Raw genomic sequence first — 24,751 nt, 5'->3', positions numbered from 1 at the left:
TCAGAATGCCCGGGTTGCGACGAAAGGCGTCGCTCTTGCTCGTTGCGTTGGCCTTGTTCACGGCTCTGTCGGCGCAGACAATGGTGCTGATACCGATGGACCTGACTCAGACCGACCATCTGAAGGCTTATGGAGTCGTCTACCGTCTGCTGCAGCGCGGCCAGAAGGCAGAGTGGCTTCTCAACTATCGTGGCGGGTCTTTTCTGCTCCCGCCTGAGCAGCAGGCGGAGCGAGAATGCCAGCTCAATGGTGTGGCGTATCAGACGGTCGGGCCGGATGAGGTCGTGCAGATTCGTTCGACTATCGAGAAGAGCAACATGGAATCGATAAAGCTGGAGCGGGCAACCAAGATTGCGGTCTATGCGCCGCCGACTGAGGAACCCTGGGACGACGCGGTCCGGCTGGCTCTGGATTATGCCGGCATCAAGTACGACGTGCTCTGGGACAAGGAGGTCCTGCAGGGCAAGCTCACGGGCTACGACTGGCTGCACCTGCACCATGAGGACTTCACCGGCCAGTACGGCAAGTTCTACGGTTCATACCGGCAGGAGAACTGGTACCAGCGCGACGTCGCCCTGAACGTCAAGACCGCGGCCGAGCTTGGGTACAAGAAGGTCAGCCAGATGGACCTGGCAGTCGTGGACATGATACACAAGTACGTGGAAAACGGCGGCATGCTGTTCGCGATGTGTTCAGCCACCGAGACGATTGATGTAGGCTGGGCCGCGCGTAACACGGACATCTGCGACGCGGTATTCGACGGCGACGGCATTGACCCGGGCTACGCGTCCAAGCTGGACTACAATGGCTGCCTCGCGTTTGAGAACTTCCACGTGTACACCGACGCGATGCTCTACGACCACTCGGACATCAACACCTATATCGAAGCCACCGCCCGCGGGCCGAACGTCTACATCTCGCTGTTCGACTTTTCAGCCAAGTACGACCCGGTGCCCTGCATGCTTGTGCAGGACCACGTCGGGCTGGTGAAGGAGTTTCTGGGTCAGACCTGCGGATTCCGACGCACCCTCATCAAGAAAGACGTGCTCAACCTGGGTGAGGTAGCGAATACCGAGGAAGTGCAGTACATCCATGGCAACTACGGCAAGGGCACGTTCACGTTCTTTGGCGGGCACGACCCTGAAGACTACGCGCACCGGGTGCACGACCCGCCGACCGACCTCTCCCTGCACAAGAATTCGCCGGGCTACCGGTTGATACTGAACAACGTTCTGTTCCCGGCGGCGGAGAAGAAGCCGCTGAAGACATGAGAACGGGTTCCAGTGGTCGAGGGTTCAAGGGGTCCAGGGTGAAGGATCGGACGAGTGGGCGGGCAGAAGGATGCTGAGGAGCTACAAGGACTTGACGGTATGGCAGCGGGCTTATCAGCTATGTCTTGAGACGTACCGCCTGACCTCAGGTCTCCCCGCAGAGGAGCGGTACGGCCTGGTGTCGCAAATCAGGCGGGCTGCCGTATCGGTACCATCCAACATCGCCGAGGGGTACGGCAGAAGGTCAACGGGCGAGTATCTTCAGTCGTTACACATCGCATATGCGTCACTCTGTGAACTAGAGACCCAGATTCTGCTGGCTGCTGACCTCGGTTTTCTGAAGCTTGATCAGTCGATGCGAGCCAAAGGCGATATTGGCGACGTCGAGCGACTACTCAAGGCGCTTATAAGGTCGTTGCAGCAAAGGCGTTCCGCCACTTGAACCCTCGAACCCTAGAATCCTTGAACCCTCTTCGTTGATATGTGTCTCGCAGTTCCTCTTAGACTAGTCTCCGTCAACGGCACCGATGCGGTCGGCGAGGTCGGCGGCATTCAGCGGGAAGTGTCAATCATGATGACGCCCGACGCGAAGGTCGGGGACTACGTCATTGTCCACGCCGGGTTCGCTATCCAGATACTCGACCAGAAAGAGGCGGAGGAGAACCTGGAGCTGCTCAGGCAGATCGGCGATATTGCTGAAGCGAAGCAGGAAGAAGTCCGTAGCCGGCGCAAAGCCGGCAAGTAGGCTGGCTCTTAGACTCCGGCGAAGAACCGCCGAACCGCATCAATAACTGTCTTCTGCTGCTCGTCGGTCAGGCTCGGCCGGATCGGCAGAGTGAGCACTTCCTTGCAGGCACGTTCCGACTCGGGTAGCGGCCGGAACGGGCCGGCCGCCGCCGCCGCCGGTTCCGAGTGGGCAGGTACGGGATAGTAGTCGCCGGTTCCGATGCCCTGTTCCAAGAGGGACTGTCTGAGCGCATCACGGCGGTCGGTTCTAATCGCGTATTGGTGGTAGTTTGACCGGCAGCCGTTTGCACCGCGTACCGGCATGGCCTCAGGCGGCAGGTCCGCATCGTAGCGAGCTGCAAGCTCACGCCTCCGGGCCAGCTCGGCGTCGAGTCGCGTGAGTTTGATCTGCAGGAAGGCGGCCTGCAGTTCGTCCAGGTGCGAGTTGTATCCCAGGGAGACATGCCGTCCGTTTTCGGCCCGGCCATGGGAACGGAGTTGTCTCAGCCTTTCCGCAAGCTCCTCGTCCGATGTGACGATTGCGCCCGCATCGCCCAACGCGCCGAGGTTCTTGGTCGGGTAGAAGCTGAAAGTCCCGGTTGCGCCGAATGAGCCGAGCTTGCGTTCTTTCCAGGTGGCCCCGAGTGCCTGTGCCGCATCCTCGATGAGGGCGATGTTGTTCTCCTGACAGAGGGAAGTGAAGCACTCGATGTTGGCACAGTGTCCGAATACGTGGACCAGCATTACCGCCCTGGTCGCGGGCGTCATGGCCGCAGCGCAGGCGTCGGGCGAGAGGCAGAGAGTGCCGGGTTCGATGTCGGCGAAGACCGGCTTCGCGCCGACCTGCATGATGGCCTCAACGCTGGCAAAGAATGTGAAGGAGGTGGTAATGACTTCGTCCCCTTTGCCGACGCCAAGCGCCTTCAACGTCAGTACCAGGGCATCAGTCCCACTTTTGACTCCTACGGCTTGAGCCGTTCCGCAATACTCTGCCAGCGAGGATTCGTAGGTCGCCAACTCGTTTCCGAGCGCGAATCGACCGGAAGCGAGAACCCGCTCGAGTGCTTCGTGGAAGTCGCCCGCGAACTGCCGGTTCTCGGTGACGGTGTCGTAGAGCGGAATGCGGATGGACAAGACTAGTGCAGGCTCAGGTAGGCGTCTGCGGGCATGCCGGGTTTGAGGATGCGGTCGGGATTCGGGAGCGTTATCTTCACCCGATAGACCTGGTTGATGCGTTCCTCTTTGGTCTGGATATCCTTGGGCGTGAACTCGGCTTTGTCGGCGATGAAGGACAGAACGCCTTTGAAGTCGCGCTTCGGGTAGGCGTCAACGCGCACCCGGCAGGAGTCGCCGAGTTTTACGCGACCCAGGAGTCTTTCCGCAAGGTAGACAGTCAGCCAGGTTTGGTTGAGGTCGATGATGGTCACCGGTGTCGAGCCCGCAATCACGGTTTCGCCGACCCGGAATGCGACGACTGAGGCCGTGCCCGCGATCGGGGCAGTGACGGTGCAGTCGCTCAATCTCTCAGCCGCGATGTCAGCCTGCGCCCTGGCGGCGTCGACCGCCGTGCGGGCCGCCGCCAGCGCGTCGTCAGCAGCCCTGGCGTCGGACTCGGTCTTGTCCATCTCCTGGCGCGACAGGTTGCCCGCCGCGAACAACCGGCGCAGCCGGGCCAGGCTGGAATCAGCCAGGCTCGCGCGCGACTGCACGGCTGAGAGGTTGGCCTGTGTCGCCAGCAACTGGGCCCGTGCCGCCAGAGCCGCGTTGCGATAGTCGGCGTCGTCCAGTATCAACAGCGTGTCTCCGGATTTCACCGTCTGACCTTCTTCGCAGCGCACGGCCACGACTCGCGCGCTGACCTTGGAGGCGACCTGGACTTCGTACGACTCGATAGTACCGGATGATTCCGAGTCGCTCCGGCGGCCGGAACTCTGCGATACGACGAGCGCGATTACCAGCGCCAGGACGACCACGACGACCGCGATGAGCGGGAAGCGATTCCTCATGACGTCGAGAAGTCTAGCAAGCAAGTAGTCAAGGGGTCAAGTGCGTCGAGAGCGATAGCGAGCGACAGCGACCGCAAGGATGAGCGAGCCGAGCAGCAGCAGGGCCAGGGTTTCGGGCCATAGCACCTCGAGCCCGACACCTTTGAGGAAGATGGCTCGGACGATGACCAGGAAGTAACGGCCGGGAATCAGGTACGTGAAGTACTGGGCCGGTTTGGGCATGCTCTCGATGGGAAACATGAACCCGGATAGCAGGGTGTTGGGCATCATGAACAGGAAGGAGATGAGCATCGACTGCTGCTGGGACCGCGCTATGGTCGAGCTGAGAATGCCGAATCCGAGCGTGGCCAGCAGGAACGGACCGGCCAGTACGAACAGCAGCAAGACGGAACCGTGAATCGGGACTCGGAACCAGGCGGTGGCGACGGTCGTGACAAGAAGCACGTCTGCGTAGCCGATGATGACGTAGGGGATGAGCTTGCCGGCAAGCAGTTCGGTCGGCCGCAGAGGGGTGACCACGAGTTGCTCGATGGTCCCGCGCTCGTATTCACGCACGATTGCCACCGAGGTCATTATGGTCGTCATGATCAATAGCACCATGGCCAGCACGCCCGGCACCATGTAGTTACGGCTTGCCAGATTCGGGTTGTAGAGTACACGCGGTACTAGGTCTACGCTGAGTGCGGAGATTAGAGCAGGAAACCGGGCCGTGATCAGGTTGGTGATGACACCAGCGACAATCCGCTCCGCATAGGCGGCCGCTACCGTGGCCGTGTTCGGGTCTGAGCCGTCGGCAAAGACCTCGAGGCCGGCGCTGCTCCGCTGGAGCAACAGGCGCTCGAAGTCAGGCCTGATCACCAGGCCGATGGTCGCGTCACCGCGCAGCATTGCCGCCTGCAGTTCCGCACGGTCCGTGACAGTGAAGACGCGGAACGTGCCGGAGGAGGATAGCGCCCGTCCGATCTCACGACTCACCGGCGACTGGGACTGGTCGACGAGGGCGAGGCGTACGTTGCGGATATCCTGGGTCGCGGCATATCCGAAGAGCAGGAGTTGGAGCACCGGGGCGATCAGTATCAGGGGCAGGGTGCGGCGGTCGCGGCGCAACTGGAGGAATTCCTTGCGGGCCACGGCCAGGATGTGCTGTATCACAGGCTTCTCCGCAGCCGTTCCACCGAGACGGCGATGAGCACCGTGCCGAACAAGAGGATAACCAGGAGCGGCGGATAGAGCGAGCCGAACCCGGCCCCGCGCAGGTAGATGCCGCGGACCACGGTCAGGAAGTAGCGGGCCGGAACCAGAAGCGAGATGAACTGGACGAACCTGGGCATTGACGCAATCGGGAACACGAATCCCGAGAGCAGAATTGTCGGCAGCACCGACACCAGGAAAGCCGAGTACATGGCGACCTGCAGGCTTTCGACCAGCGTCGAGATGAGCAGGCCGAACGCAAGGCCGGTCACGAGGAACGGGACCGATAGAGCAATCAGCAGCAGGAAGCTGCCTTGAATCCTGACGCCGAAGACGAGCGCGCCGACGATGATGACCATGAGCAGGTCGAGGATGCAGATGAGAGCGTAGGGGAGAAGCTTGCCGACGATGAAGGCGGCCGGCCGAATCGGACCGGATCGCAGGATTTCAATAGTACCGTGCTCCTTTTCGCGCACGACCGCCATGGACGGCAGCAGGATGGTCATGAACATGGTGATAATAGCAAGGATGCCGGGCACCAGGAAGTCGGTGCTGCGCTGGGTCGGATTGAAGAGTATGCGTGGTCGCAGGCTCAGGTTATTTAGAGACACCGCCGGACCGGTGGCTGCCGCGGGCAGCGTTCCGATCCTCTGCATCAGTGCCTCCGTGTAGGCAAGGATGACCGACGCGGTCAGCGAATTGGAGCCGTCGATTAGAAGCCCGACCGGACTGACCCGGTCCGAAGTCTGGTCGCGCGCGAAGTCGATCGGGATGAGTAGGGCCATCCGGGCGCGGCCCTGGTCAATCAGGTGATGCGCGTCGGCCTCTTTTCCAACTGTGCCGACCAGTTTGAAGTAGCCGGACGCGGTGAATCGTGCTGCGAAGTCCTGCGAGCTTTGAGTGTGGCTCTGGTCCAGGAGGCAGAAAGGTACTTCGCGGACGTCCAGCGATAGTGCGTAGCCGAACAAGAGCAATAGCACAACCGGAATCACGAGTGCGATGACGAGCGTGCCCGGGTCGCGCAGAATGTGGATGAACTCCTTGTTGGTGACCGCGGCAAGCGAGCGCGCCGCCAGACGCGCTTCACCTGATGTTCGGCGCTGCACGCTCGACGCGTCGTGAGGAGCGAGTTCGTCACCCATTGGATTCCCTGACCAGTTGCACGAAGACGTCTTCCAGGGTTGGCGCATCCCGGACGACGGAGTCCAGGCGCACGTTGGCCTGCTCGAACAGGCCGGGAATCGCGCGCTGCGCCGAGTCGGGGTCGGGCGTGACCAGGCGGAGGCTGCCGCCGTAGATGGCGGTATCGCCAAGCTCCGGCCGGCTGAGCAGCGCGACGAGGCCGCGGTTAAGCGGCGAACAGACAACGGTCAGAGCAGTAGCCCGGGATAACGAGCGCACCTGCGCGGGCGTGCCCTCGGCAATGATGCGCCCCTGGTTGATGAGGCAGAGCCGGTTGCAGTACTCGGCCTCGTCAAGATAGTGGGTCGTCACCAGCACAGTCTTGCCGGCGGATGCAAGCCGGTGGACGTGTTCCCAGAACTGCCGGCGAGAGGTCGGGTCCATGCCCGAGGTCGGTTCGTCGAGGAACAGCACGCCCGGGTCGTGAAGCAGGGCACAGGCCAGGGCGAGACGCTGGCGCGCGCCGGACGGGAGTTCTTTGGCTTGCATAGCCGCGAACCGCTCAAGTCCGAACCGCGCGACCATTGACTCGATTGCCTCGCCGAGGACTTCGCGTTTGAGACTGTACACCGAGCCGAAGAAGCGGAGGTTCTCGCGGCTGGTCAGGTCCTCGTAGAGCGAGAACTTCTGGGACATGTAACCGATGGACTGCTTAAGCCGGGCGTTGTCGCGGGGCAACTCGAACCCGAGCACACGGCAGGTTCCTGACGTGGGCGCAAGAATGCCGTTCAATACCTTGATAGCGGTGGTCTTGCCCGCGCCGTTGGGGCCGAGGAAACCGAACACTTCGCCCTGCTCGACCGCGAAGGAGATGCCATCGACCGCGGTGAAGCTACCGAATCGACGGACAAGGTCATGGACTTCGATGGCGTTGGTGGTCATTGGGGCCGCTTTGGGACACGACCCGAAATCCCGGGAGGATTTCGGTCATGTCCCGCGGCGAGGATGAGCACGTCCTCCAGCGTGGGCTGGGCCGGCTCGGGCTTCGCCGTGACGCCCGCTGCGGCGAGGGCGGCGATTGCGGCTTCCAGAGCCTCGTGCGTGTCCATGATAAGGAACGCTGCACCCGAGCCCAGTGGCTGCACTGAAGCAACCAGAGGACATGCGCTGAGTGCGGCCGCTGCCTGTTCGTGTGCGTCTGTGGCGACAGTGAAGCGCCGGTTCCGGACCCGGGCCAGAAGGTTCTCCGGCGTATCGCAGACCTTAACGGTGCCGGAGTCCATCAAAGCTATCCGGTTCGAGCGCAGCGCCTCTTCCAGATAGACCGTTGAGTAGATGATGGTCTTGCCACGGGCAAGGTAGTCGGTCAGGATTCCCCAGAACTCGCGGCGGGACAGCGGGTCGATGCCGGTCGTTGGCTCGTCGAGAAGCATCATGTCCGGCTCGTGTACCAGCGCACACGCCAGCACCAGCTTCTGTTTCATGCCACCGGACAGGTTGCCCGCACGGAACTTCCGGAACCGGGCCAGCCGGGTCAATCCGAGCAAGTACTCGACCCGCATGTCGGTCCTGGCCCGACCCAGACCGTAGAACGCGCAATAGAAGGCGAGGTTCTCCTCAGCGGTCAGGTCGGCATAGATGGCGAACCGCTGCGGCATGTAGCCGATTGAGTAGCGAAGGATGGGCGGCCGGCTGACGCCGTCGCTGCCGAGGATTGTCACCGAGCCCGAATCGGGCTTCAGCGTGCCGGCGAGGATGCGCAGTAGCGTGGACTTGCCGGCGGCATCCGGCCCCGAGATACAGAACAGCTCGCCCGGCGCGACCTCAAACGATACATCATTGAGCGCCGCAACGTGGCCATATGTCTTGCCGAGTCCGCTGACCGACAGGGCCGTCATGAGTGTGGATTCTAGGCCGGACTCAGAGTCTGCGCAAGCGGAGTGAGAAAGCAGGACGAGTCGATGATAAGGACCACCGAGGACATCTGAAGTGTCACGATACCAGTTCTGATTCAGTCGGTCAGATGCTTGCGTCCGGATGCCGCCGACCTACAATGTCGCGTGAGTGGTCGCAGGCCAGTCTGGCGTGTTAGAGTGTTTGGCCCGGAAACGCCCGCGCTCGTCGGCGTCACAACGCGAAGGAAAGACTGGGAACTCGTACGGTCTGAACATTGGTACCGAATCCCGGTGCGCACCGCGCCGGAAGGACTGGACATTATTCGGTATCTCGCATTCTATCAGACAAGGCTGTTCGGCGACGAGAAGTGGGCCGTCAACTGGTACGCGCCGGTTCGCAGCATCGAGATGGCAAAGCGGCGCGAACTGCTGCCGGATGAGCCGACGCACGCTCGTGCCGAGGCGGAATACTGCAAGGTGAGGCTCGGCGATATGACGCGCCTACCGCGTCCGATTCCAAGTCTGAGGTGGCGGAGAATCGTATTCATACCGACCAGCCTTGAGCGCCTCCTGCGTGCACAAGAGATTAACGACCTGTTCAAGGTGAGTCCGATTGAGGACAAGCTGTACTTCACCCTCAAGGACGCGGGCCAATCGGCGGAGCGGCAGTTCTTCGTCGGGGAAGACAAGCCCGGTTACATGCTCGACATGGCCGTGTTCTGTCGGGACGGCAATCTCGACATCGAGTGTGACGGCGAGGCTTATCATGCGGGCCGCGACAAGGCCGAACAGGACCGCGAGCGCGACAACACGCTTACAACCGCGGGCTGGCACATTCTGCGGTTCTCAGGCAGAAGGATTCTTGGCGACACGGGCCGGTGCGTGGAAACCGTCAAGAGAACCATCCGCCGCCTCGGCGGTGTCACTGACTCGCCGAGCCGGCGCTGTTGACGTTCGCACAAGCAATGCGACACTGTTCCCCCTCCCTTCTATTTCCTCCCCCTCGAGGGGGAGGGAAGGGTGAGGGTGACACGGGAACCATTACTTGCGCGAAAATCAATAGCCACGAGGACACTCGGTCGAATCAGAATCTGACGGAGAGAAGTTTCACATCGAGAGAAGGGTGAACGACGCCGCTGGCATCTCGCGCTGCGCCTAGCGCGACCGAACCGGGAATGAATCTGCTGCTGTAGCCGTCCGCCGGCCGCGAATGATTGTAGCCGAGCACTGCTGCGACGGGCGCGCTGACTAGCAACCCGGCCCCAATGTACTTCATCACCTCACCGACATGGAACGGGACTGGCGAGTAGTTGTGCTGCAATCCCACGCCGCCGGCGTACACTCCTACGCCGACCAGCGACACTGCAGTTGCGCCACCGAGGGCTGACAGGAACTGGCCGTGTTGGTCAAATGCACTTCCCACGAGCCAGGTTCCACCACTGCATCCGACCAAGCCAAGCGCCCCCGCGATGCCCAGCATTACCGCGGGTTCCGTCTTCGTCTCTGGAGGATTGTCGGTGTAGAAGGGCAGTAAGACCGCAGCGGCAACCGTCCCGCCGAGGAGGGCTGCTCCGAGGTAGCTGCCTCCTGTCTCTGCGGCATAGGCGACCCATGGTGCTGCGTGGCTGTTGGTGGCTTCGGGGGTCTGGCCGATTGCTGACGTGGCAACCGCGAGCGCGAGCACGGCTGCGATTGTGACGCGTCCCAAACTCATGTTCATGCGCGATGCTCCTTAGCAGGTCAAAGGGCGTTCTTTGATGAAGGTGGCAAGGAGGACGCAGAGAACAGTCAGTCCCAGCAGGGCCAGCAAGGAGCCGGTCATCGCGCCGGTCGCCGGGGACTTGAGCGCGTCCATGCCGAAGATGAATATCAGGCCTGAGACCTGACCCATCAGCAGCAGCAGGCTGTTGGACGTGCCTTCCGGCGCCGGGTGTGTAAGTTCGGCGCCGAACTGGAATCCAATCGGTCCGGAGCTGAGCAGGAAGAACCCGAACAGGAAGCCCGAAATCAGCAGCAGCCAATAGCTGGTCGCGAACGCCATTCCCGCCAGGCCGGGAATCAGGCCGCAGAGCGACAGTATGATGTACGGCTTGCGTCGACGGGCCTTGTCCGAGAGGATGGGCAGGATAACTGCGCCGATGATGCCGCCGATGAGCATTAAACCGCCCAGCAAACCAGCCTGCGAAATCGAGAACCCACGTGGCCGGACAATGTCCTCAATCCACGTCGATACTCCGTTGAACATCCCCAGGCCGACGAAGAAAATCGCGAGCAGCAGCAGGAAGTCTCGCTGGCGCAGCATCTGTTTCAGCCCGTCGAACATCAGCACTCGGACGTCATGGCCGGCCGGGCAGGGCGGCGTTGCCGGCTTCCCTTTGGCGAAGATGAAGAAGCACAGCGCGGAGACGACCGTGACGATTCCGTAGATGAGGAGCATCGACGCCATGCCGTACCTGACCGCGAGCGCGGGCGTGATGAGCATGCCGACAAGGACGCCGAGGTAGACAGCGAGAGTTCCGAGCCCGGAGGCGGTGGCGCGTTCCTTGACCGGAAACCACGTGGCGGCGACCTTGGTTACGGCTCCTACCACGAGCGGCTGGCCCATCGCGATGCCGATTTGGGAGACGAGAACCAGGGGGAAGCTGGTCGCGAAAAGGCCGCGCGTCAACGCGAAGATCGCGGTCAGGATGGCGCCGATGCCGACCGCGGTGCGGAATCCGAGCGTGTCTATCATCCAGGCTGAAGGAATGACAAGCACAATGTAGACCGCCATGAAGCTCATGGAGAGCAGTCCGATGACGAGGTCGGTTGTATGGTAGAACTGAGCGGCGGCGCCGGTTATCGGCGCGAATGTTATCCAGAGCAATTGGTTCATGCCCACGATGAACATGAAGCTCAGCAGAACGATCCACCGATAGCCGTAGACCCGGAACGATTGCTGTTCCATGACCGTTGCTCCAGCGTTTTCCATGGGGCCAGCATATGCGGCTCTGGAACGAAGTCAACGCAGGCGCACCCGGCGCTTGACCGTCAAGGCGCTCGGCTTAGAATCTTCCCTCTGGTGAGAATCTCCGGCACGTGTCATTCAGTACGGACAGGAGGAAGTGAGATGCGATTGAGAGTGCTTGCGACGGTTCTGGCGTTTGGTGCCGCGGCGCTGGCCCAGCCGGCCAACTGGGCGTCCAGAGGTATCGGCGGCGGTGGCGCGCTTTACAACCCCGTATTCAACCCGTCCAATCCCGCGGAGATGTACGCGGGCTGCGACATGAGCGAGCTTTTCCATTCGGTCGACACCGGCCACACCTGGAACATCGAGCACTTCAGCGTGATTCAGGGCGGCAATCACGTCGGGGTCCAGTTCACATCTGACCCGCAGGTGCGGTACAGCGTGGACTACACGAACGACGGCATGACGCCGGTCAAGACGACCGACGGCGGCACTTCTTGGTCGGCACTTATAGGCGACCCGACCGGTGGCGCGTGCTGGGAGATGGCGGTCGACCCGAACCACACGACCAATCTGCTCGTCGTCGATTACACTCACCTCTACTACTCGTCCAACGGTGGCAGCAGCTTCGCCCTGAAGTACACAAGCCCGATGCTTGGCGGGGCCTACATCGCGGGCACGTTCTGGGATCTGCCCAACATCTACGTCGGCACCAACGCCGGGTTATTGGTTTCCACCGACGGCGGCAGCACGTTCAACATGCAGTCATACACCGGCCTGCCCGCAGGCCAGGGAATGCTTTCCTTCGCCGGAGCGAAACAGGGCGGGACGGTCAGGTTCTACGGAGTGGCGGCCGATACGGCGAACATCTATGTGGGGATCTTCGGGAGTGACTACTGGAATATCGCGAAGGGAATCTACTCAACGAGTGGTCAAGTGGTCCAGTGGACTAGTGGTCCAGTGTCGGGCGCTGGAATCCTTGAATCCTTGAATCCTCGACCCCTTTCCTTCACTTGGACCCTGAAGGAGAAGGGCATCCAGATTGGCACTGACTATCCGTTCTTCGTCGCGATGGCTCAGAACGACACGAGCACGGCCTATCTGGCGGGTAGCGGCTCTGCCGGTGCCCCGACTGTCTTCAAGACAACGACCGCCGGCGACACCTGGGTCGAGACTCTCTTGGCTGCGGGCAACCAGAATATCTACACCGGCTGGTGCGGCTCTGGCGGGGACCGAGGCTGGGGATACGCCGAGTGCGCCATGGGCTTCTCAGTTGCGGCCAACAATCCGAGTCTGCTAGCATTCAGTGACTACGGGTTCATCCACCTTTCGTCCGACGACGGACAGAACTGGCGTCAGTGCTACGTGTCTGCCGCGACCCAGAACTCAAAGGGCAGCAACATCACGCCCGGCCGGTTCTATCAAGGCGTAGGCCTTGAGAACACTTCCTGCTGGGACGTGCTCTGGCTCAATCAGGATAGCGTGTTCGTCGGGTCCACTGACATCAACGGCATCCACTCCACCGACGCAGGCATGACGTGGGCCATCATCCCGAACCTCAACCTGAACTCTGTCTACCGCCTCGTCGAGCATCCCCAGACCCACGTGCTCTATGCGGCCATCTCTTCGGTGCACGACCTCTACCAGAGCACGTACCTGACTGACGCGCGGATTGATGGTGGCAACGGTAACGTCAAGTTCTCGACCGACCGCGGCGCGAGCTGGAATACGCTTCACAACTTCGCCAAGCCGGTTATCTGGATTGAACTCGACCCCAATCGGCCGAACCGGATGTATGCGGCGGTTGCCAACCACAACAACGGGCAGGGCGGCATCTGGGTCACCAACGACCTTCAGAACGGCGCGACCTCAAGCTGGACCCACTGCACAGCGCCCCCGCGCACGCAGGGGCATCCGTTCAACATCCGCGTGCTCAACGACGGCACCGTACTCGCTTCATACTCGGGCCGCATCGATTCGAGTTCCCACTTCACCGCCAGTTCCGGCGTCTTCGCGAGCACCGACTCGGGCCAGACCTGGCAGGACAAGTCTGCCGCAGGCATGGACTATTGGACAATGGACCTTGTCGTAGACCCGTATGACAGTCTCCAGAACACTTGGTACGGCTGCGTGTTCAGCGGCTGGGGCGGACCGCCAAACGGTCTCGGCGGCCTGTACCGAACCACTGACCGCGGCTCGAACTGGACCCGCATCAACAGCCTCGACCGCGTCGGCTCCTGCACCGTGAGTCCGCGCGATTCCAATGAGATGTATCTGACAACCGAGGTCAACGGGCTCTGGTACTGCCAGAACCTGCGTTCCGGGAATCCTACGTTCGGCCTGGCAAATAGCTATCCGTTCCGCCATCCGGAACGGGTCTTCTACAGCCCATACGACACTAGTGCTCTGTGGGTCACGAGCTTCGGCGCGGGACTCAGGATAGGCTCGACCGCGACCGGCGTCAGCAGCGAACGCAAGTCAGGGCGAAGCCACGCGGGTGTGCTCGCGTTCCGACAGGGACAGAACATGGTCTTCGAGCGCCTTGTCCCCGGCAGCCGGGTCGTGGTGCGCGACAACACCGGCCGTCTGGTTCAGGACAGCAAGCGAGTCAATTCTGCCGTGTGGCGATGGAATGTCTCACATGTGCCGAGTGGCGTCTACTGCTACTCGGTCGCGAGTCCCAACGGCAACCGCGACCTTGGCAAGGTCGTAGTCGTGAACCGTTAAGGCCCGTTCGGCGGCTAGCTTCGGCGCGAGCGCCGTCGAGCCGGCCGGTCCGCGACGACGAACTCAGCCGGCTCCGTCCCGACCTCTGTCTGCACGTCTTCCCACGGGACGGCCTTCCCGGCCCTCAGACTTGCCCGCGCCTCGGCGATGCGCGCGACGAAACGCGGGTCATTCTCCAGCCGGTAGTCGAACCAATCATCCTCGTCGGCAAAGCCAATCAGCACGCCTGCGGGTCGGCCATGCCGAGTGATGACGACTTCCTCTTCGGCTGCCTCATTCAGGTATTCCGAGAGGTGATCCCTCACTTCAGCCAGCGCTACTTTCCTCATCGAATTCTCCAGTTCTCTCAAGCCATTCCGCAGCTTTCGATTTCTCAACGATAGCCAGCACTTCCACGCGGTCCGCATGTACGTCGTAGAAGACGCGGACATCGCCGACGCGCAGGCGATACTGAGGCTTGCGGGTGCCCCGCAGTCGCTTGATGCGGCTTCGGCTCAGCCGCGTCGGCTCATGCATCAGGTGTCGGTTGACCGCGTCCCTGACTTCCGCCCGCGTGTTGGCCGACAGGTTGCGAAAGTCCTTGACCGCCTCCGGCGCGAAAGCGACGCGGTAATTCATTCTGGCCAGATGATAGCCATATTCCCGCGTGCGGTCAATGCCTCGACTCCCTGCAGGTCGAACGTCGCTGGATTGCCAAGCCGCATCTACTGCTATTCAGTCGCGAGTCCCCGCGGCAGCCGTGAACTCGGCAAGGTCGTAGTCATCAACAGCCGACGCTGACCGGCGCCCGCCTTCTGCTGCGCTGAGGCAACAACTTCCGAGCGCGAGCGAAAGAGCTTGTCACGGAGTTGGGGAAGGAGCTTGGCAGGGAACTTGGGAATGAGCTTGCCAGAGAGCTTGGGAGAGACCTTACCAGAGAGCCTGGCAGAGAGCTTAGGAGAGACCTTGCCAGGGAGCTTGGCAGAGACCCTACCAAAGAGCCTGGGGGAGTCCTTGCCAGAGACCTTGGCAGAGAGCTTCGCAGAGACCTTGCCAAGGAGCTTGGCAGAGACCTTACCAGTGAGCTTGGGAAAGACCTTGGTAGAGAGCTTGGCAGAGACCTTGCCGGAGAGCTTGGCAGAGACCTTGCCAGAGAGCTTGGCAGAGGCCTTACCAAAGAGCTTGGGAGAGAGCTTGCCAAAGAGTGGGTGAGACGGGATGGGGGAAATTCAGTAAGGTCTAATAACTAATTGTTAGTGACGAAGTTAGGATGCGAAAGGGCTTGATGAGCTAGAGCTCCATTTGTAGTATTCTCCTATCGGCGAGACCATGGAAAACGGTGACTCTGAGCTGGACGAGTTGTGCCGGGTGCTTGGCCGGAGGCTAGCCCAGATTCGGCGTGAGGCCGGTCTGACCCAGGTGCAACTGGCCGCCCGGTTGGGCGGCACCAATCGCGGATGGCAGCAGGCAGTGAGCCGGTTCGAGCGGGGCAAGGCCGGCCAGCAATCACTATCCTTCATTCTCGACTACCTGCGGGTCTGTGGCAAGAACCTCGGCGCAGTCCTGGACGTGCTCGACGAGTACGCCTCGCGGCCGACGATTCTCGAACAGCGTGCGAAGCAGGCGTTGCTGGATGCGACCGCGGAGTTGCCGCCTCTTCAGCAGGATCGGGCAGAGAACTATGACATCGGCCTCAGGCTGAAGGCCGGTCAGCATGTTCGGACCGAGCAGGACATCGAGAAGCGAGTGCGGCAGGCGCTGAAGCGCGCCAGGGCCGAAGCGTGGGAGCGCAGATTACATCGGACGTTCAACGAAGTTATGAACGAGTCACGGCTTGGCTGGAAAGACCCGCTGGCGACGTACCTCCGTGCATACGGCAGCAGAGTCTTCGGCGCCCTGCGCCGCACGCGCAAAGCCCGGCCGGTCTGGCGCGCCAAAGCAATAGCCAAGCTCGACAACTGGGCCGCTGAGCACGGGCTCCTGCCCGAGCCGTTCACCAAAATGAAGCAGGCAGTCATCGCCCTGTTCGCCGACATGGAACGCAAGAGCGAACTCGACTGAACGCTGCCCGCGCCGTTGCTTGACAGTGGCTGTAACTGACCTATCCTAGACGAGTGGAAGCCGAGCCTCTTCCTCCAATGACGTACGTTCGAAGCCTGGGAAGTGCATTTATCTCGTCAGAATCGTCCGCAAGGAGGTGGCCGTGAGTTGGAAGTCCTTCAGTCGGGACCGGCGATATGCCTATTCGTGGGAGTCTCCGAGCCCCCCTTCCTTTGGACCAAATGCGTGGTGCTTCATTCGCAAGAACCACCCATGCGGCAAGTTGTATGGCGCATCGAAGTCCTGTTTCATTGCCTCTCCTTCTGAGCCAGAGCTTGATCCACTCCTGGAGCTGATCTCTGAGAAGCTGACAAAACAGGGCGTTGAGCCCGTCATCGCCGTCAGAGAGCGAGCCTACGGGCAGGACATATTCTGCACCAAGATATGCGGAAGAATCATCGAGTCACGGTTCTGCCTCGTCATACTTGACGACAACATCGTCGGTACGACGTCTGTGCCGAACCCCAATGTCTACTACGAGTACGGACTCATGACTGCGATGAACAAGCACATCATACCTCTGCAGAAGGAGAACTTGACCCTGGCTTTCAACATCCAGAGCTATGACACCGTGAAGTATACACCTGCCAACATGGCTTCAGAGTTGAACAGGGCGATCAAGGACGCCATGCGGTTAGCCGAAGGCAAGCCAGCAGTGGGCGATCAGAACCAGTGGTCGGACCGCAGGGTGATGCGCTGCTTGGAGCTGGCCGGATTCACACCGAAGGACAGCCAGTGGTTCCTAGACGACGTCATCGCTGATACGGGCTTTGTCGGCTTCGACTCGGGCGTCCATCAGAAGGGATACGCGTTTGTCGCGAAAGTGGACAAGGCCTCACAACTGTCGTCCATCTTGGAGGACATACCAGTACTTGCCTATCGAGCCTCTCGTGCTCGCTTAGACCTCGAAGGTAGGAGGGAAGCCGTAAAGCGCGGCCTGTCTGAGCACAGGAAGGGCTCGTACTTGGCCGAACGCACAGAAACGGAGCTTACGGACGTGACCGACAAGCTCCAGAGAATGTCACGAATGCACATAGGCATTGTGGTCGCCTACAAATGCGACACAGGCCCTGTCACCGGCCAGGCTCAGCAGATGTTGAGAGGATACGATGATTTCGAGGTCGCCGTCAGCTCGGGAACAGAGATCAAAATCGGAGAGGACAAGGTGTCCTTCGACTACCCGACAGCGGGTCCAGCAAGTCCCCAGAGTGACCTAGAAACCCCGTAGCGACGCTTGGGTAGAAGGAGGGCTGCTTCTCTCGGTTCCCAGTCAGAAGCGTGTGGGGTAGGGGCTTCGGGGTCACGTTCCAATTCCGCTTGCCCATTTGACATGTCACGACCCACAGCGCGTTGTCCATCTAGTCCTTTATCGATTTGGCGAGGCAACACGCTCGGGCAGACGAAAACCGCATGAAGGCAGTCGAATCCCGCGCAGTCCCGCGGCCGCGACGCGTCTTCGTCAGCTACAGCCATGATTCGCCCGAACATCTAGAACTAGTGTGGGCTCTCTCAGAGCAACTGCGTCGTGAGGGAGTCGACTGCCGGATAGACCAGTACGAACCGGCCCCCCCGGAGGGCTGGCCTCGGTGGTGCGAGCGTCAGATACGAGACGCAGACTTCGTCATTGTTATCTGCACTAGGGATTATCTGGAGAGATTCGAGCTGAGGGAGAAGGCAGGCGTCGGCAAGGGCGCGAAGTGGGAAGGCGCAATTATCTCGCAGGAGATATATGACGCTGAGGGCAAGAATGACAAGTTCGTGCCAGTCGTGTTCCGAGACGCAGACCTCGCGTGCATACCCGATATCCTGAGTGGAGCCCAGTGGTACTCGCTAACCAGACATGAGGGCTATGACCGCCTCTATCGCCGCATCACAAATCAGCCTGAGACGCCGATGTCACCGCTCGGACCAATCACACCCAAGCCGCCACGCGTTCGCGTTGCCTTGGAGGCACTGACGCGGAAGGGGGACTTTGCAGACACCCCCGTCTTATCGGCGCAGTTGGTGTCCGAGCGAGCAGACGCAGCTGGGCCGGGCTTCTCCAGTCCCCTCCCTGCGCGATCGCGCACTCCCAGTGACAAGTTGGCCACTCTCCTAGCGATCACCTCCGAAGCCTTGCTCAGAAAGAGCGTGCTGGCCAAGCTGTTTGGCAGCTTCTGCGACTCTGTGTGGGACGTCCATGGAGCCGACGAACGTGGAGTTGATCTGCTCTGTCGTACCTCGTCCCCGTTCGGACACCACGCGTGGGTCGGGGTCATCGCCAGGACGGGGGTCATCGTAGGCACCGTGGTCGGTCCGAACAGCATATTGACAGTTGCGAAGCAGGTAATGGAGGCATTCGCCAGAGTGCACCAGCCCGGCGGCAGTACTGACACCGTGTTCCTGAACCAAGTGGTAGTTGTGACAACGTCAGAGATCACCGCAGCCGCGATCGGCAAGCTAGATGAAATCATCGCCGCGCCCAGCTTGCGCGCAAATACACATGTACTAGACGGCGAAGCCTTGGTTCGGCTAATTGACCAACACCAGCCCGGTTTGTGGGCCGACCTCGAGTTTCTTAGACGAGATGTGCCTCCGAGGAAGTATGCCATGGATGAAACCGCAGCCCTAGTGCTGTATGTCATCGTCGACAGACTGAGGAGATTACCTTCCTCAAGGAGACGAAACGGTATAGCCACAGCCAGCGTTCGCAGCGCACTCCGCTTCCAGCACTCCGAGGCTCAATTCGATCAAGCTGTGGACTACCTTCTGGGGGAGGCGTACCTGAAGCGTACTCGACTAGGTCACATGGCTCTTGAACCCAATGAGACTGCACCTACCCTAGTCACAGACCCTTTGATGGCAGACGTCCTGCTCGCCGCTTGGCGATGTGCGGACTCAAGAGGAAGGTTCGACGAACGGCACCTACGACAGGCCCTCGGCAGGGCTCGAACAAAGAGACCGGGGATTCGGTTCGCTAGGCCGTTCCTGGATGCCCTGATCCGGATGAGTTACATCGCAAGAGACACGAAACGAGGCATCACGAACTACGTGCTGAACATAAGGACGCTTAGCGAGGAACTGCCCTACCTGAGACTTCTCGTCAAGCACCGATTCGAGTAACTCGAAGAGAATCCGCCGTGGGGTTACGGGTCACGTTCCTTGGAGCGATTTCCGGGACGCAGTGGGACATTGTTTACGACGCCTGGGCGAGTTCAAAGGTGAAGCAAAACACTGCGCGTCTGACGCGCTAGTCAAGGTCAGAAGGCAAAGGCCAAGAACGGAAGGGCTAGAGGGATAGAGAGATCAAGGGATTGAGTTAAGGACTTCGGCGTGGGCGTTCGCTCTTCTCGGTGGTTCCAGTTCGTTACCGGCGGCTTGACCTAGCCTAGCATACTCCTAGAATCTCGTCGTGATTGAGCAGACAGACAGATTCAAGCTGGTTGCGCCATTCAAACCCAGTGGTGACCAGCCGCAGGCCATAGAGGAGTTGTGCCGGTTCGTCCAGGACGGAGCAAAGTATGCAACTTTGCTGGGTGTGACCGGGTCGGGGAAGACGTACACGATGGCGAACGTCATCGAGCGGCTGAACCGACCGACCATCATCATGTCGCACAACAAGACCCTCGCCGCGCAGCTCTACGGCGAGTTCAAGGGGTTCTTCCCGGAAAACGCGGTCGAGTACTTCGTGTCGTACTACGACTACTACCAGCCAGAGGCGTATGTGCCCGAGCACGACCTGTACATCGAGAAGGACGCTTCCATCAACGAGGAGATTGAGCGGCTGCGGTTGCGGGCCACGTCGGCTTTGGTCGAGCGGCGGGACGTTGTCGTGGTCGCCTCGGTTTCGTGCATCTACAACCTCGGCGAGCCGTGGGAGTTCCGCAACTCGATTCTGCCGGTTGAAATCGGCAAGGATATGGACCGGGAGCGGTTGCTCGAGGAACTGGTGAAGCTGCAGTACACGCGGAACGACGTTGACCTGAAGCGTTCGACGTTCCGCGTCCGCGGGGACGTGGTGGACATTCACCCATCGCATCGCGACTACGGCGTACGGGTGGAGTTCGACGGCAGCGTGATTGGCCGGCTGACGGTATTCGACGTCGTCTCCGGGGACATGATTGAGCGGAAGCCACGGATGGTGATGTACCCGGCCAAGCAGTTCATCACGACCGAGCAGCAGATTACCGCCGCCGAGGTGACGATTGAGCAAGAATTGGCTGCGCGGGTGGCCGAGTTTGAGGCGCAGGGTAAGCTGCTTGAAGCCCAGCGTATCAAGACCCGCACGAAGTTCGACCTTGAGATGATGCGCGAGTTCGGGTACTGCCCGGGCATCGAGAACTACTCGCGCCACCTGCTGGGCAAGAAGGCAGGGGAGAGGCCGTACACGTTGCTCGACTACTTCCCGGCCGACTACCTGATGGTGATGGACGAGTCCCACACGTCTGTGCCGCAGGTTCAGGGGATGTATAACGGGGACCGGGTACGCAAGCAGACGCTGGTTGACTATGGGTTCAGGCTGCCGTCGTGCCTTGATAACCGACCGCTGAGGTTCGATGAGTTCAGCATGCTGGTCAACCAGGCGGTGTTCACGTCGGCCACGCCCGGGCCGTATGAGGCGACGGTAAGCCAGGGTCGCGTAGCGGAGTTGATAGTCAGGCCGACCGGACTGGTTGACCCGAAGATGACCATCAGGCCGACCAAGGGGCAGGTGGACGACCTGATTGCCGAGGTCAGGAACCGGGTGAAGCTGAAGGAGCGAGTGCTGGTCACGACACTGACCAAGCGTATGGCCGAGGACCTTGCCGAGTACCTGACCGAGATGGGGCTGAAGGTGCGCTACCTTCACTCGGAGATCGGCGCGATTGAACGGGTAGAAATCCTGCGGCAGTTGCGGCTGGGTGAGTTCGACGTCCTGGTGGGCATCAACCTGTTGCGCGAGGGGCTTGACCTGCCCGAGGTGTCGCTGGTAGTGATTCTTGACGCGGACAAGGAGGGTTTCCTGCGTGATGAGCGGTCGATCATCCAGACCTCGGGCCGGGCGGCCCGCCATCTCAGCGGCGAGGTGATTCTCTACGCCGACGTCGTGACGCGCTCCATTCGGAATGCGCTCAAGGAGATCGACCGGCGGCGGCAGAAGCAGCTCGATTACAATGCAGCGCACGGCATCGAACCGCGTTCGATCCAGAAGTCAATCGACCAGGTGCGTCTGACGACATCGGTTGCCGACGCAAAGGGTGAGCTGATAGGCGATGAGGCGAACGACCTTGGTGCCGAGGAAGAGGACAAGGTTGCCTTGCTGTCCAGGCTTCAGCGAGAGATGGAACAGGCCGCGGCGCTGCTTGAGTTCGAGAAGGCGGCAGCGCTGCGCGACAGGATCAAGCAGGCGCGGCAGCAGATTGATGATGAGGAGTGGAAGACGGCGAGGAAGGCGAGGATGAAGAGAAGGTAGTGGTCGAGTGGTCAAGTGGTCCAGTGAGGGGACGAAGTCAGAAGCTAGAGGCTAGATGCTAGAAGTCAGAAGTGGCGGACAAGGACACCGGACTGGGGCAGAAGGCGAAAGCCAAAGGCCAAAAGGCAAAAGTCAAGACTCCACGGACCGGCTGGGGCGAAGTCAGAAGCTAGAGGCATGAATGCAGAGGTCGGAACGGCGGAAGCCCCATAGCATCGAGCAGACGGCATCGAGGTTCGCCGTGCTTGCCGCGCGAATGAAGCGCTGCCGGAAGTGCGGATTGCCTGAGGGAGTTAGCGCGGTATTCGGACGCTTTGACTCGCCCCGCTGGATGCTGGTCGGGCAGGCGCCGGGTAAGAAAGAGGTGATACTGGGCAGGCCGTTCGCTGGCGCGGCCGGACGAAGGCTGTTCCAGTGGCTGGCCGAGGCCGGATTCGAGGAGGAGCAGTTCCGAACGTTCTGCTATGTGACCGCGATGATGAAGTGCTTCCCCGGAAGCGGCGAGCGGGGAGACCTGAAGCCCAGCCGTCAACAGGTCGCCAACTGCGCGCCTTGGCTGGAGCAGGAACTGGCACTGGTCAGGCCGGTCGTCCTGATTCCTGTCGGACAGCTCGCGATAGAGCGATTCCTGGGCAAGGTGAAGCTGGCTGACGTCGTCGGGCGCGGGTTCGAGGGCGAGATGGGCGGTTCGTCGGTGACTGTCATCCCGCTGCCGCATCCCTCCGGTGCATCGGCTTGGACAAACGCACCGGAGAATCGGAGGCTCATCCGGCGGGCAATTCGGCTGATCGCCGCGGCGGCTAGCGGCCGGTCAGGTTCTGCATCACGCCGCGGAAGAGGCTCGGAACAGTCATCGCCTTGACCGGGCAGAGTTCAGCGCAGCAGTAGCACATTATGCACTTGTCCCGGCCGACAATCGGGAATGGCGACATGTCAATGGCTACGGCCGGGCAATTGTCCGCGCAGCGTCCGCACTTGATGCAGAGTTGCTTGTCAAGAATCGGCCAGCGCCGCATCAACGGGTAGACAACTGCGGTAGCGATGCCGGTGAAGCCTCTGGCCAGCCGGTATGAAGGCAGCCGAAAGCCTGCCACCGGTTCGTAGTCGCCGACAATCTCGACTGCACTGAGGTCCGTGGGGCCGAGTCCGCGCTCACCGGCGATGCGCGTCGTCGGTATCCGGCGCGGCTCGGTGCCGGCCATCGCGGCCATGACCGCATCGAGGGCCACCGGGTTGCTTGAGGCCAGTATTCTGCCGATGCCGAGCACGCGGCCGCCGCTCGGGCCATTCTGGCCGTCCATACCACGTAAGGCATCCATGATCGTCAGTACCGGGACCGGGACGACCTGGTAGATGTCGACCAGTATCTCGCTGAAGTCATCCGTTGACTTGCCAAGCGTGTGCAGGTACGACTTCTGGCCGCCTGGGATAATGCCGAAAAGGTTCTTGATTGCGCCGGTCAGGATGGTGAGCGCGTGCGTCTTGAAGACCGGGAGATTCAGTATCACGTCGACCTCAGTTATGATGCGGGAGACCCGGAACTCGGAGACGAAGCGTGACTTGGTCGGAATGGTAACCGGCGTCTCAGAGATGCTTCGAAAGCAGCCTTCGCTGGCCTCGACCACGCCGGTCGGAGCGATGTAGCTCTCGACGTTGCGTTGCAGCCCGCCGCCCGGGTTGTCAGCTACCAAGATGTCCTTGGCGCCGCGGGCACGGAGTCCCCGCACGACGTGCCGGATTATCTCCGGGTCGGTGGTAACGCCGTGGTCCGGCGGGTGCGGGCCCAGTAGGTTGGGTTTGACCCAGACCCGCTTGCCCGCGAAATCGTATTCGAGGAAGTCGAGCGCTTCGGTGACGGCGGCGCTCAGGTCGGTGACTTTGCGTACAAGGACGCGGGCAGAAGGAGTCAAGGAATCAAGGGGTCGAGGATTCGAGTGCAAGGATAGCCGCGGCTACTGCAGTTTGCCCGGGATGATGTAGAGGATGTTGGCAGGGGAGACGTCGGCGTTGCTGAGTGCCGACTTCTCTTCCGGGATGCCGGGCACGTCCTTGAACTTCACGTCGACAGCCCGAATCATACCTTCCTTGAGGGTGTAGGCAGTGCAAGTGACGGTGCCACCGGACTTAAGGAAAATAACTGGCATCTTCTGTCCTTTCTATTCTGGAATGGGCAAACTACATCGAGTCGGCTTGTCCGTACGCAGGCCAAGTGCGTAGTCGGCCTGCAGGAGTTTGTGTATCTCGCGCGTGCCCTCGTAGATCTGCGCGCCTTTGGCGTTCCGGTAGAACCGCTCGACATTGTACTCGCTGGAGTAGCCATAAGCGCCGTGAATCTGGACCGCGTTGGAAGCGGCTTTCTCCGCGGCTGCGCAGCCGTAGAGCTTGGCGAGCGATGTCTCACGTGTATTCCGTTTGCCCTGGTTCTTGAGCCAGCCGGCTTTGAGCCAGAGCAGACGGCAGGCTTCATAGTCGCCGGCCATCTCGGCAAGCATCTCTTTGACCAGTTGGTGCTCGGCAATGGGCTTGCCGAAGGTCGTGCGAGCCTGTGCGTACTCAACCGAGGCATCGAGGCAGGCGCGGATGAGCCCGGTCGAGCCGGCCGCCACGGTGTAGCGTCCCTGGTCCAGCGCGGACATGGCAATCTTGAAGCCTTCGCCTTCCAGACCAAGCCGGTTGGACTCCGGCACCCGCAGATCGTCGAAGGCAACCGAGCCGGTGTTGCCGGCGCGGACGCCCAGCTTGCCGTGAATCGTGGCCGTGGTCAGACCTTTCATTCCGCGTTCGAGGAGAAACACCGACAGGCCCGAGTGGTCACGGGCCTTTTTCTTCTCTGTGTCGGTCCACGCGAGGACGGCGAAGTGGTCGGCGACGTCGGCCAGCGATATCCATATCTTCTCGCCGGTGAGGACGTAGTCAGTTCCGTCCCGACGGGCATGGGTCTGGATTCCGGCCACGTCGCTGCCGGCCGCGGGCTCGGTCATGGCGAACGTGGCGACCTTGTCGCCTTTTGCCTGCGGCACGAGCCAGCGCTGCTTCTGTTCTTCAGTTGCCCATGTCAGAAGCGTGAGACTGTTCAGCCCCAAGTGTACCGACAGGATGACCCGGAGTGACGTGTCGACGTATTCCAGTTCTTCGCAGGCGAGACCGAGGGCGATGTAGTCGTTACCGGTGCCGCCGTATCGAGGCGGGATCGAAAGGCCGAGGAGACCGGCAACGGCCATCTTCTTCAGGAAGTCTCGGTTGAAGCACGCGGTCTCGTCGCACTCCTTAATGGTCGCAGCCGCCTCGCGGTTAGCGAACTCCCGCGCCAGGCTGCCGACGAGGAGTTGATCCTCGGTGAAGGAGAAGTCCACGAG

25 protein-coding genes are annotated in these 24,751 nt (G+C 61.1%); 12 read left to right on the top strand and 13 right to left on the bottom strand.

Annotation, left to right across the window (positions count from 1 at the left end; genetic code table 11):
* Positions 1 to 35: 35 nt before the first annotated feature.
* The 3 genes from VMH22_01765 to VMH22_01755 all read left to right on the top strand — a co-directional run bounded on the left by VMH22_01765 (position 36) and on the right by VMH22_01755 (position 2,016).
* Entirely contained in the window at positions 36 to 1,271 is a 1,236-nt protein-coding gene (locus tag VMH22_01765; GenBank protein ID HTW90424.1) for an asparagine synthetase B, read from the top strand.
* Between the two features lie 70 nt (positions 1,272 to 1,341).
* Positions 1,342 to 1,713, top strand: a complete 372-nt coding sequence (locus VMH22_01760) for a four helix bundle protein (protein HTW90423.1) — start codon at positions 1,342 to 1,344, stop codon at positions 1,711 to 1,713.
* Between the two features lie 39 nt (positions 1,714 to 1,752).
* Entirely contained in the window at positions 1,753 to 2,016 is a 264-nt protein-coding gene (locus VMH22_01755; GenBank protein HTW90422.1) for a HypC/HybG/HupF family hydrogenase formation chaperone, read from the top strand.
* A gap of 8 nt (positions 2,017 to 2,024) precedes the next feature.
* Here VMH22_01755 and VMH22_01750 read toward each other — a convergent pair whose 3' ends face one another.
* The 6 genes from VMH22_01750 to VMH22_01725 are packed head-to-tail and all read right to left on the bottom strand — an operon-like array spanning position 2,025 to position 8,214.
* Entirely contained in the window at positions 2,025 to 3,131 is a 1,107-nt protein-coding gene (locus VMH22_01750; GenBank protein HTW90421.1) for a DegT/DnrJ/EryC1/StrS family aminotransferase, read from the bottom strand.
* Positions 3,132 to 3,133: 2 nt separating this feature from the next.
* Entirely contained in the window at positions 3,134 to 4,003 is an 870-nt protein-coding gene (locus VMH22_01745) for an efflux RND transporter periplasmic adaptor subunit (protein HTW90420.1), read from the bottom strand.
* A 36-nt stretch (positions 4,004 to 4,039) separates the two neighbouring features.
* Positions 4,040 to 5,155, bottom strand: a complete 1,116-nt coding sequence (locus VMH22_01740; GenBank protein HTW90419.1) for an ABC transporter permease — start codon at positions 5,153 to 5,155, stop codon at positions 4,040 to 4,042.
* Positions 5,152 to 6,336 carry an ABC transporter permease gene (locus VMH22_01735; protein ID HTW90418.1) on the bottom strand — a complete coding sequence of 395 codons (1,185 nt, stop codon included), beginning with the start codon at positions 6,334 to 6,336 and terminating at the stop codon, positions 5,152 to 5,154. Before VMH22_01735 ends, VMH22_01740 begins: the two co-directional genes overlap by 4 nt.
* A complete protein-coding gene (locus VMH22_01730; GenBank protein ID HTW90417.1) occupies positions 6,329 to 7,258 on the bottom strand; it encodes an ABC transporter ATP-binding protein in 930 nt (309 codons plus the stop codon). The genes VMH22_01735 and VMH22_01730 overlap by 8 nt, the downstream gene beginning before the upstream one ends.
* Positions 7,255 to 8,214, bottom strand: a complete 960-nt coding sequence (locus tag VMH22_01725; GenBank protein HTW90416.1) for an ABC transporter ATP-binding protein — start codon at positions 8,212 to 8,214, stop codon at positions 7,255 to 7,257. The genes VMH22_01730 and VMH22_01725 overlap by 4 nt, the downstream gene beginning before the upstream one ends.
* 288 nt (positions 8,215 to 8,502) lie before the next feature.
* On the opposite strand from VMH22_01725, the gene VMH22_01720 reads away from it, so the two are divergent.
* Positions 8,503 to 9,162 (top strand): DUF559 domain-containing protein, encoded by a 660-nt coding sequence (locus tag VMH22_01720; GenBank protein HTW90415.1) that lies wholly within the window; start codon positions 8,503 to 8,505, stop codon positions 9,160 to 9,162.
* A gap of 133 nt (positions 9,163 to 9,295) precedes the next feature.
* On the opposite strand, the gene VMH22_01715 is transcribed toward VMH22_01720, so the two are convergent.
* A complete protein-coding gene (locus tag VMH22_01715) occupies positions 9,296 to 9,931 on the bottom strand; it encodes a hypothetical protein (GenBank protein ID HTW90414.1) in 636 nt (211 codons plus the stop codon).
* A gap of 12 nt (positions 9,932 to 9,943) precedes the next feature.
* The gene (locus VMH22_01710; protein HTW90413.1) at positions 9,944 to 11,182 is read right to left on the bottom strand and encodes an MFS transporter; all 1,239 of its coding nucleotides are present in this window, start codon (positions 11,180 to 11,182) and stop codon (positions 9,944 to 9,946) included.
* Between the two features lie 138 nt (positions 11,183 to 11,320).
* Here VMH22_01710 and VMH22_01705 point away from each other — a divergent pair, with 138 nt between their 5' ends.
* Positions 11,321 to 13,885 carry a hypothetical protein gene (locus VMH22_01705; GenBank protein HTW90412.1) on the top strand — a complete coding sequence of 855 codons (2,565 nt, stop codon included), beginning with the start codon at positions 11,321 to 11,323 and terminating at the stop codon, positions 13,883 to 13,885.
* 14 nt (positions 13,886 to 13,899) lie between these two features.
* On the opposite strand, the gene VMH22_01700 is transcribed toward VMH22_01705, so the two are convergent.
* A complete protein-coding gene (locus tag VMH22_01700; GenBank protein ID HTW90411.1) occupies positions 13,900 to 14,214 on the bottom strand; it encodes a type II toxin-antitoxin system Phd/YefM family antitoxin in 315 nt (104 codons plus the stop codon).
* Positions 14,192 to 14,503, bottom strand: coding sequence for a type II toxin-antitoxin system RelE/ParE family toxin (locus VMH22_01695; protein ID HTW90410.1), 312 nt, complete (start codon positions 14,501 to 14,503; stop codon positions 14,192 to 14,194). Before VMH22_01695 ends, VMH22_01700 begins: the two co-directional genes overlap by 23 nt.
* Before the next feature lie 9 nt (positions 14,504 to 14,512).
* Here VMH22_01695 and VMH22_01690 point away from each other — a divergent pair, with 9 nt between their 5' ends.
* The 7 genes from VMH22_01690 (at position 14,513) to VMH22_01660 (ending at position 22,257) form a co-directional block, all read left to right on the top strand.
* On the top strand, positions 14,513 to 14,665 hold the full coding sequence (locus VMH22_01690; protein ID HTW90409.1) for a hypothetical protein: 153 nt from the start codon (positions 14,513 to 14,515) through the stop codon (positions 14,663 to 14,665).
* 68 nt (positions 14,666 to 14,733) lie between these two features.
* A complete protein-coding gene (locus VMH22_01685; protein HTW90408.1) occupies positions 14,734 to 15,114 on the top strand; it encodes a hypothetical protein in 381 nt (126 codons plus the stop codon).
* 79 nt (positions 15,115 to 15,193) lie between these two features.
* Positions 15,194 to 15,925 carry a helix-turn-helix domain-containing protein gene (locus VMH22_01680; GenBank protein ID HTW90407.1) on the top strand — a complete coding sequence of 244 codons (732 nt, stop codon included), beginning with the start codon at positions 15,194 to 15,196 and terminating at the stop codon, positions 15,923 to 15,925.
* Positions 15,926 to 16,187: 262 nt separating this feature from the next.
* Positions 16,188 to 17,192, top strand: coding sequence for a hypothetical protein (locus VMH22_01675; protein ID HTW90406.1), 1,005 nt, complete (start codon positions 16,188 to 16,190; stop codon positions 17,190 to 17,192).
* Positions 17,193 to 17,374: 182 nt separating this feature from the next.
* Positions 17,375 to 19,066: a TIR domain-containing protein gene (locus tag VMH22_01670; GenBank protein HTW90405.1), complete on the top strand. Its 1,692-nt coding sequence runs from the start codon at positions 17,375 to 17,377 to the stop codon at positions 19,064 to 19,066.
* 289 nt (positions 19,067 to 19,355) lie between these two features.
* Positions 19,356 to 21,395 carry an excinuclease ABC subunit UvrB gene (gene uvrB, locus VMH22_01665; protein ID HTW90404.1) on the top strand — a complete coding sequence of 680 codons (2,040 nt, stop codon included), beginning with the start codon at positions 19,356 to 19,358 and terminating at the stop codon, positions 21,393 to 21,395.
* 181 nt (positions 21,396 to 21,576) lie between these two features.
* Positions 21,577 to 22,257 (top strand): uracil-DNA glycosylase family protein, encoded by a 681-nt coding sequence (locus VMH22_01660; GenBank protein HTW90403.1) that lies wholly within the window; start codon positions 21,577 to 21,579, stop codon positions 22,255 to 22,257.
* Here VMH22_01660 and VMH22_01655 read toward each other — a convergent pair.
* From VMH22_01655 to VMH22_01645, 3 genes are read right to left on the bottom strand one after another with little or no spacing between them, the layout of a single operon-like run.
* Entirely contained in the window at positions 22,196 to 23,305 is a 1,110-nt protein-coding gene (locus tag VMH22_01655; GenBank protein ID HTW90402.1) for a DUF362 domain-containing protein, read from the bottom strand. The two genes, VMH22_01660 and VMH22_01655, sit on opposite strands and share 62 nt — an antisense overlap.
* Before the next feature lie 42 nt (positions 23,306 to 23,347).
* Positions 23,348 to 23,539, bottom strand: a complete 192-nt coding sequence (locus VMH22_01650) for a hypothetical protein (protein ID HTW90401.1) — start codon at positions 23,537 to 23,539, stop codon at positions 23,348 to 23,350.
* A gap of 12 nt (positions 23,540 to 23,551) precedes the next feature.
* Positions 23,552 to 24,748, bottom strand: a complete 1,197-nt coding sequence (locus tag VMH22_01645) for an acyl-CoA dehydrogenase family protein (GenBank protein HTW90400.1) — start codon at positions 24,746 to 24,748, stop codon at positions 23,552 to 23,554.
* Positions 24,749 to 24,751: the final 3 nt, after the last annotated feature.

The organism is bacterium (genome assembly GCA_035505375.1).
Taxonomy (GTDB): domain Bacteria; phylum Hydrothermota; class Tepidihabitantia; order Tepidihabitantales; family Tepidihabitantaceae; genus UBA2258.
Note: the sequence above shows the minus strand (reverse complement) of the source record. Positions and strands in the feature narration are given on the sequence as shown.

What these genes read in the sequence shown, in the direction of transcription:
- VMH22_01690 (HTW90409.1), top strand. Translation starts at nt 14,513, where the DNA reads ATGATAGCCATATTCCCGCGTGCGGTCAATGCCTCGACTCCCTGCAGG.
- VMH22_01680 (HTW90407.1), top strand. Translation starts at nt 15,194, where the DNA reads ATGGAAAACGGTGACTCTGAGCTGGACGAGTTGTGCCGGGTGCTTGGC.
- VMH22_01650 (HTW90401.1), bottom strand. Translation starts at nt 23,539, where the DNA reads ATGCCAGTTATTTTCCTTAAGTCCGGTGGCACCGTCACTTGCACTGCC.
- VMH22_01730 (HTW90417.1), bottom strand. Translation starts at nt 7,258, where the DNA reads ATGACCACCAACGCCATCGAAGTCCATGACCTTGTCCGTCGATTCGGT.
- VMH22_01735 (HTW90418.1), bottom strand. Translation starts at nt 6,336, where the DNA reads ATGGGTGACGAACTCGCTCCTCACGACGCGTCGAGCGTGCAGCGCCGA.
- VMH22_01695 (HTW90410.1), bottom strand. Translation starts at nt 14,503, where the DNA reads ATGAATTACCGCGTCGCTTTCGCGCCGGAGGCGGTCAAGGACTTTCGC.
- VMH22_01705 (HTW90412.1), top strand. Translation starts at nt 11,321, where the DNA reads ATGCGATTGAGAGTGCTTGCGACGGTTCTGGCGTTTGGTGCCGCGGCG.
- VMH22_01755 (HTW90422.1), top strand. Translation starts at nt 1,753, where the DNA reads ATGTGTCTCGCAGTTCCTCTTAGACTAGTCTCCGTCAACGGCACCGAT.
- VMH22_01725 (HTW90416.1), bottom strand. Translation starts at nt 8,214, where the DNA reads ATGACGGCCCTGTCGGTCAGCGGACTCGGCAAGACATATGGCCACGTT.
- VMH22_01670 (HTW90405.1), top strand. Translation starts at nt 17,375, where the DNA reads ATGAAGGCAGTCGAATCCCGCGCAGTCCCGCGGCCGCGACGCGTCTTC.
- VMH22_01715 (HTW90414.1), bottom strand. Translation starts at nt 9,931, where the DNA reads ATGAACATGAGTTTGGGACGCGTCACAATCGCAGCCGTGCTCGCGCTC.
- VMH22_01660 (HTW90403.1), top strand. Translation starts at nt 21,577, where the DNA reads ATGCAGAGGTCGGAACGGCGGAAGCCCCATAGCATCGAGCAGACGGCA.
- VMH22_01745 (HTW90420.1), bottom strand. Translation starts at nt 4,003, where the DNA reads ATGAGGAATCGCTTCCCGCTCATCGCGGTCGTCGTGGTCGTCCTGGCG.
- VMH22_01700 (HTW90411.1), bottom strand. Translation starts at nt 14,214, where the DNA reads ATGAGGAAAGTAGCGCTGGCTGAAGTGAGGGATCACCTCTCGGAATAC.
- VMH22_01760 (HTW90423.1), top strand. Translation starts at nt 1,342, where the DNA reads ATGCTGAGGAGCTACAAGGACTTGACGGTATGGCAGCGGGCTTATCAG.
- VMH22_01710 (HTW90413.1), bottom strand. Translation starts at nt 11,182, where the DNA reads ATGGAAAACGCTGGAGCAACGGTCATGGAACAGCAATCGTTCCGGGTC.